General features: G+C 47.9%; 7 protein-coding genes. 2 read left to right on the forward strand and 5 right to left on the reverse strand.

Translation table 11 applies throughout. The annotated features are described in order from the left end of the window. The 5 genes from VIM87_RS17715 to VIM87_RS17735 form a co-directional block, all read right to left on the reverse strand. The coding region (locus VIM87_RS17715; RefSeq protein WP_331998291.1) for an efflux RND transporter permease subunit at positions 1 to 921 on the reverse strand (921 nt) is incomplete at its 3' end. Continuing rightward, on the reverse strand, positions 918 to 2,210 hold the full coding sequence (locus VIM87_RS17720) for an efflux RND transporter permease subunit (RefSeq protein ID WP_331998292.1): 1,293 nt from the start codon (positions 2,208 to 2,210) through the stop codon (positions 918 to 920). The genes VIM87_RS17720 and VIM87_RS17715, both read right to left, overlap by 4 nt. Positions 2,211 to 2,289: 79 nt before the next feature. Then, positions 2,290 to 2,694, reverse strand: coding sequence for an HYC_CC_PP family protein (locus tag VIM87_RS17725; protein ID WP_331998293.1), 405 nt, complete (start codon positions 2,692 to 2,694; stop codon positions 2,290 to 2,292). A gap of 237 nt (positions 2,695 to 2,931) precedes the next feature. Further along, positions 2,932 to 3,144, reverse strand: coding sequence for a heavy metal transport/detoxification protein (locus VIM87_RS17730; RefSeq protein WP_331998294.1), 213 nt, complete (start codon positions 3,142 to 3,144; stop codon positions 2,932 to 2,934). A gap of 12 nt (positions 3,145 to 3,156) precedes the next feature. Beyond that, entirely contained in the window at positions 3,157 to 5,418 is a 2,262-nt protein-coding gene (locus VIM87_RS17735) for a heavy metal translocating P-type ATPase (protein WP_331998295.1), read from the reverse strand. A 143-nt stretch (positions 5,419 to 5,561) separates the two neighbouring features. Here VIM87_RS17735 and parS point away from each other — a divergent pair, with 143 nt between their 5' ends. Beyond that, the gene (gene parS, locus VIM87_RS17740) at positions 5,562 to 6,209 is read left to right on the forward strand and encodes a type II toxin-antitoxin system Xre/ParS family antitoxin (protein WP_331998296.1); all 648 of its coding nucleotides are present in this window, start codon (positions 5,562 to 5,564) and stop codon (positions 6,207 to 6,209) included. A gap of 57 nt (positions 6,210 to 6,266) precedes the next feature. Next, on the forward strand, positions 6,267 to 6,381 hold a 115-nt coding region (locus tag VIM87_RS31420), incomplete at its 3' end, for an RES domain-containing protein (protein ID WP_414649653.1).

Genomic DNA, 6,381 nt, shown 5'->3' on the forward strand with positions numbered 1-6,381 from the left:
TTTACCGCCGGTAACGGGCTCCACGTACAGGTCCTGCACACCGGGAGTGCCTTCCAGCGCCTGTTTTACCTTTGCCGATACGGCTGCAATGGTATCCAGGTTTTGCCCGAACACTTTAATCCCTACATCGGTACGTACGCCGGTGGCCAGCATGTTAATGCGGTTAATGATGGGCTGCGTCCAGCCATTTACCACGCCGGGGATCTGCAGCTTGTTATCCAGCTCGTTGATGATATCTTTTTTAGTAAGCCCCTTGCGCCACTGTGATTTAGGCTTAAGCATGATGATGGTTTCTATCATGCTGATGGGCGCATTGTCTGTGGCTGTGCTGGCGCGGCCGGCCTTTCCCAGCACTTTATCTACCTCCGGCACGGTGCGTATGATCCGGTCCTGCACCTGCAGCAAACGTTTAGCTTCGGCATTGCTTACATCCGGTAAGGTTACCGGCATAAACAGGATGCTTTGCTCATCCAGCGGCGGCATAAATTCCGTGCCCAGGCTTTTTAATAAGGGAATGGAAATAATCAGCGCCAGGATATTAATGGCCAGCGTGGTTTTACGCCAACGCAGCACCCAGCGGATCACCGGTTCGTAGATCCTTTCCAGCAGGCGGTTTACGGGGTTGGCATTATCCGGCCGGAACTTTCCCTTCATGAAAAAAGAGATGAGCACCGGCGCCAGGGTGATCACCAGCACCGCATCTACCAGCATAATAAATGTTTTGGTAAAGGCCAGCGGGTGAAACAGCTTGCCCTCCTGCCCGGTGAGCATAAACACCGGCAAAAAAGAGGTGATGATGATCACGGTTGCAAAGAACACACCCCGTGATACCTGTTTGCTGGACTGTTCTATCACTGCCAGGCGCTCCTCCTCAGTGATCCAGTCCGGTGTTTTGCGGAATATTTTTTTGAATAAGCTCATAGTTGATTTTTTGTTTGATCCAGGTGCTTCGCATACCGCTCTGCCAGGTGCTTGTAGGCATTTTCGCTCATAATGATGCCATTGTCCACGATCACCCCAATAGCCAGCGCAATGCCGGTTAAGGACATGATGTTGGACGAAATACCAAAGGCATTCAGTAAAATGAAGCTGGCTGCCAGTGTGATGGGGATCTGGATAATGATACTGAGCGCGCTGCGCCAGTGGAAGAGGAAAATGATCACCACAACCGATACCACGATCATTTCTTCTATAAGCGTGCGTTTAATGGAGCTTACGGATTCTTTAATAAGCGTGCCGCGGTCGTACACAATATCGAACTTCACTCCTGCGGGCAGGCCTTTAGCCACTTCCTTCATTTTGGCCTTTACGCGGTTAATAACGGCATCTGCATTTTCGCCGTACCGCATTACCACAATGCCGCCTACCCGCTCGCCTTTACCATCCTGGTCAAAAATACCCAGGCGGGTTTCGCCGGTCATTTGTACGCTGGCAATATCTGCCACCCGAATGGGAATGGAGTTCTGGTTCTTTACCGGTATGTTGCGGATCTGCTCTATGGATTGCAGGTAACCGCTGGTTTTAATGATGTAGCCAATGCCGCTCATTTCAAATTTGCGGCCGCCGGATTCATTGTTGTTAGTACGGATGGCATTGATCACGTCTGTTACACCCAGCTTATAATAAAGCAGCTTATTAGGATCTACCGTAACCTGGTATTGCTGCTGCGCGCCGCCGAAGGAGGCTATTTCACTTACGCCGGGTACATTTTGCAGGGCAAATTTCACGTACCAGTCCTGGATAGCGCGTTGCTCGCCCAGGTCCACATCCGGCGCATCCAGCGTGTACCAGAGGATATGACCTACGCCTGTACCATCCGGCCCCAATGTGGGCGCTACGCCCTGCGGTAATTGTTGGGTAACGGTGCTTAGCTTTTCGAGCACGCGTTCCCGTGCCCAATAAATATCCGCATCATCTTCAAAGATCACGAAGATGAAGCTCATGCCAAACATGGAGGAGCCGCGCACATATTTCACTTTGGAAATGCCCTGCAGGCTGGTTACCAGCGGGTAGGTAACCTGGTCCTCTACCAGCTGGGGGCCACGGCCCATCCATTCCGTAAATACGATCACCTGGTTTTCGGACAGGTCGGGAATGGCATCAATGGGATTTTTTTTGACGGCAAAAAATCCCCAGGCAAATAATGCCGCTGCCAGCACCAGCACTATAAAACGGTTACGTAACGACCATGCAATGATCTTATGTACCATAACAATAAGTAAAAAAGTAAAAGGAAAAAGTTAAAAAGGGAGTATTGCGTTATGGAGTATAACGGCAGTGGGGGTTATATCAGATACGGAAATTACAATTGCGCAGGAAAACAGGGGTATTGCCAAGGTCCGGCGGCGCCTGTGCTACAGGAAAGCTAACTGCCAGGGAAGCTACAGGCATCACCTGTAAAGTATACATGGTTACCGGGGTGGCTTCTAAAGCCATGGGAACCATCACGCCCGCAGTTGCCGGGTTATGATGGTCTTTTTTCAGCTTTATTTCCTTGTACTCATCCTGACAGCATTTCTTTTTGCTGGTATTTTTGGCGGGCAGCTTCATACCGCAGCCCTTACAGTGATCCTTTATGCTGCTACCCAGCTCCCATGACACCAGCTTGCCCATGCAGTAATGTAACTGCACAGAGGCGCCCATGGCGGTGCTCATGTAAATGATGGCTAATATAACAGCAATGAATCGCTTCATATGAGAACAAAGATACTATTTTTTAATACTTACAGGGAGCTGAACAAAAAGAATGTAAAATCGTAAATGTAAAATTTCAAATGTAAAAGTGAAATGCCACGATATCAGGTATTAGCTTATGCTCAGGGCATTTTACTTTTACATTTATGATTTATCTCGTTCACAAAGTCTTTTAAATGGTCTCTATGAACCTCCTTTGTCGGTTTGAAATTTTACATTTTACATTCTTTTAGCTGTTTAGATATTTTCTGCCTTATAGCCGGCCTGCTGTAACGCCTGGATCACATCGGCCCCGGTGATGGACTTATCAGTGTTGATCACCAGTGTTTTATCGGGGTTTAGTGTATCCACGCTCCAGCTATCTTTACCGGCTACTGTATCCAGGAAAGGCGTTACGGTTGCTATACAACCGGCGCATTTAATGTTTGTTTTGAATTTTAACGTTTCCATGCTATTATGCTTTTATAATGTTGACAATTTTAAGCGCAAACTATTGCTGACCACTGACACGGAACTCAATGCCATGGCCGCGCCGGCAATCATAGGATCTAATAAAAACCCGTTGAATGGATATAAGACGCCTGCTGCCAGCGGAATACCTATAATATTGTAAATAAAGGCCCAGAAAAGGTTTTGCCGGATGGTGCGCACCGTTTTGCGTGACAGGCGCAATACTTTGGGCAGCGTATTCAGATCGGAAGTAATGAGCGTGATCTTCGCTACATCCATGGCAATGTCTGAACCTTTGCCCATGGCAATGCTTACATCTGCCTGGGCCAGTGCGTGACTGTCGTTAATACCATCGCCCACCATAGCCACTATTTTACCTTGCCGCTGCAGCTCTTTTACAAAGGCGGCTTTTTCATCCGGCATTACGCCGGCTTTATAATGCTGCACATTTACCTGCTTAGCTACGGCGGTGGCAGTTTGCTCCTGGTCGCCGGTGAGCATATACACCGCTATACCCTGTTGCTGTAAAGCGGTAATGGCTTCTTTGGAAGTAGCTTTTATTTTATCTGCAATGGCCAGTACTGCCACCACTTCCGCATTAGCGGCAAAAGCAATAACGGTTTTAGCTGATGCCTGCCAGGCCTGTGCTTTGGCTGCCAGGGCTGCATTCATTTGAATGTTATGATCCTTCATAAAGGGAAGGCTGCCTATACGGTAGGTGACGCCTTCATACACCGCGGCTATGCCTTTACCTGTAATGCTGGTAATGTTCTTTATGCTTAGCGGCTGTATGCCCTGCTGCTGCAAACCATTTACAATGGCGGTTGCCAGCGGGTGTTCCGATTGCAGCTCCATGGCCAGCAACACCTGTTTCCAGACTGCAGTATCGTTTATGAAATAAGTATCTGTGAGTGTAGGCCGGCCTTCTGTAATGGTACCGGTTTTATCCAGGATGATGGCATTTACCCGGTGGGCCAGCTCCAGGCTCTCTGCATCACGGATCAACATGTTGTGGCTGGCGCCTTTTCCTACTCCTACCATTATAGCGGTTGGCGTGGCCAGGCCTAATGCACAGGGACAGGCAATTACCAGCACGGTTACTGCGGCCAGCAAGCCATGCGTAAAGGCATGTGTACCGCCAGCTATCATCCATACAGCAAAGGCAAGGATAGCAATGCCTATTACTACGGGTACAAAAATACCGGCTATTTTATCAACCAGCTTTTGCACCGGGGCTTTGCTGCCCTGGGCTTCCTGCACCATTTTTATAATGCGGGCCAATACAGTATCCCCCCCTACTTTTTCTGCACGGAACTGGAAGCTGCCCTGTTGGTTAATGGTGCCGGCAAAGATCTGATCGCCGGCTGCTTTACTTACGGGCAGCGGCTCTCCGCTGATCATACTTTCATCTATATAAGATCCTCCGCTGATCACTACACCATCTACCGGAATTTTTTCACCGGGTTTTACCAGTAGTACATCCTGCACCTTTACCTGGGCAACAGGCATTTGCTGCATATGGCCGCCCGGATGTACTATAGTTACCGTTTGAGGCTGTAAGCCCATCAGCTTTTTAATGGCGGAAGAAGTGTTGGACTTTGCTTTTTCTTCGAGCAGCTTGCCTAATGAAATAAATGCAATTACCACTGCAGCGGCCTCAAAATATACATGCGCATGCAAGCCGCGCTGGTGCCAGAAAGCAGGGTATACGGTATTAAATACGCTGAATACCCAGGCAATACCGGTGCTGAGCGCTACCAGCGTATCCATATTGGCTTTGCGGAACCGGGCCTGTTTCCAGGCATTGATAAAGAAATTACGGCCGAAGTAAAATACCACCGGCGTAGCCAGTACCAGCATGATCCAGTTGGCATAAGGCATGTTCATGAAAAACATACCGATCACCACTACCGGCAGCGCCAGCAGCGATGACCATATAGTTCTTATTTTCAGCTTTTGATAGTATTGCTGCTGGGCGGTTTCTTTTATTTCCTGCTGGTTAGCGGTATCAATTACCAGGTCGTAGCCAATGGAGCGAACGGTATTTTGTAAGGATTGCGGGGTAGCTATGTTAGGATCATACACCACCCAGGCGCTTTGGTTGGCAAAATTTACGCCGGCATCCTGCACACCGGCAGCTGTTTTCAGCATAGACTCTACGCTGATTGCGCAGGCCGCACAGGTCATTTCCAATACCGGAAAGGTATCTTTTTTGAGCGCAATGTTGGCCACTGCGCTGCTTTCTTTTGGCCTGCCTGTTGTTACGGTTGTCATCTTAGCTTCTTTTGTTTAATACAAAGTTACCGCTGTATACAAGCAGGATTCTTACACTATAAGGGGGAGAAAATTTTAAGATTTTTGGGAGGGGAAGTGGAAAACCGACAAAAAAGGGGTATATTTGGGTAAAATGTACGATTATGAAGGCGGAGGGTGATACATCTAAAGCAAAGGGTGATATCTCAAAAGCAGGTAAAGAAGGGGATATTACTTCAAAAGCAGGCAAAACTAACCCGCCGTCAACGCCTATTGAGGTAAATTTATCCGGCCAGGCACGCCTGCACATTTACTCAAAAGCCAAAAACAGCCCCATAGCCAATAAAGGAGGAGATACCAGTGGTATGTGGGATGACCAGGACAGGGTTACGTGGTATATACTGGGCGGAAATTTTGAGGCGGATGAAGCGCTGATCCCTAAAAATGACATGGATTATGTAGAACTTAGCTTCCTGGGTTTGCCTAAGGTTTGCCTTATAAACATCGCCAGGTTTATGAATATCACAATAAGGGAAATGGCAGATCTGGTAGATCTGTCCACCAAAACATTAGAACGTAAAAAACCAGAAGACCCCATGGATAAAGTAGTTTCTTCACAGGCAATTGAAATTGCGAGCACATTAGCCCACGGTATGAAGGTGTTTGAAGATCAAAACAAACTGAACCGCTGGCTTTCTAAAGATAACCTGGCTTTGGGCGATAAAAAGCCGCTTGAACTGCTGGGTACCCCTACAGGTATTAAGCTGGTCAACAATATTTTAACCCGTATTGAAGAAGGCATTTTCTCCTGATCAAAAGCATCATCTCTCTCTCATTAACCATATTCTTATGAGTGAAGTTATAATGTCATGATTGTTTACCGCATTGTAAAAACCGCAGAGAGGGCTCAAGATCTTTCCGGCAAAGGTGCTTATCTGGCCGGAGGCCGCTGGAACTCAACCGGAACCTTTATGCTGTATACCA

The organism is Chitinophaga sp., assembly GCF_036569125.1.
Lineage (GTDB): Bacteria > Bacteroidota > Bacteroidia > Chitinophagales > Chitinophagaceae > Chitinophaga.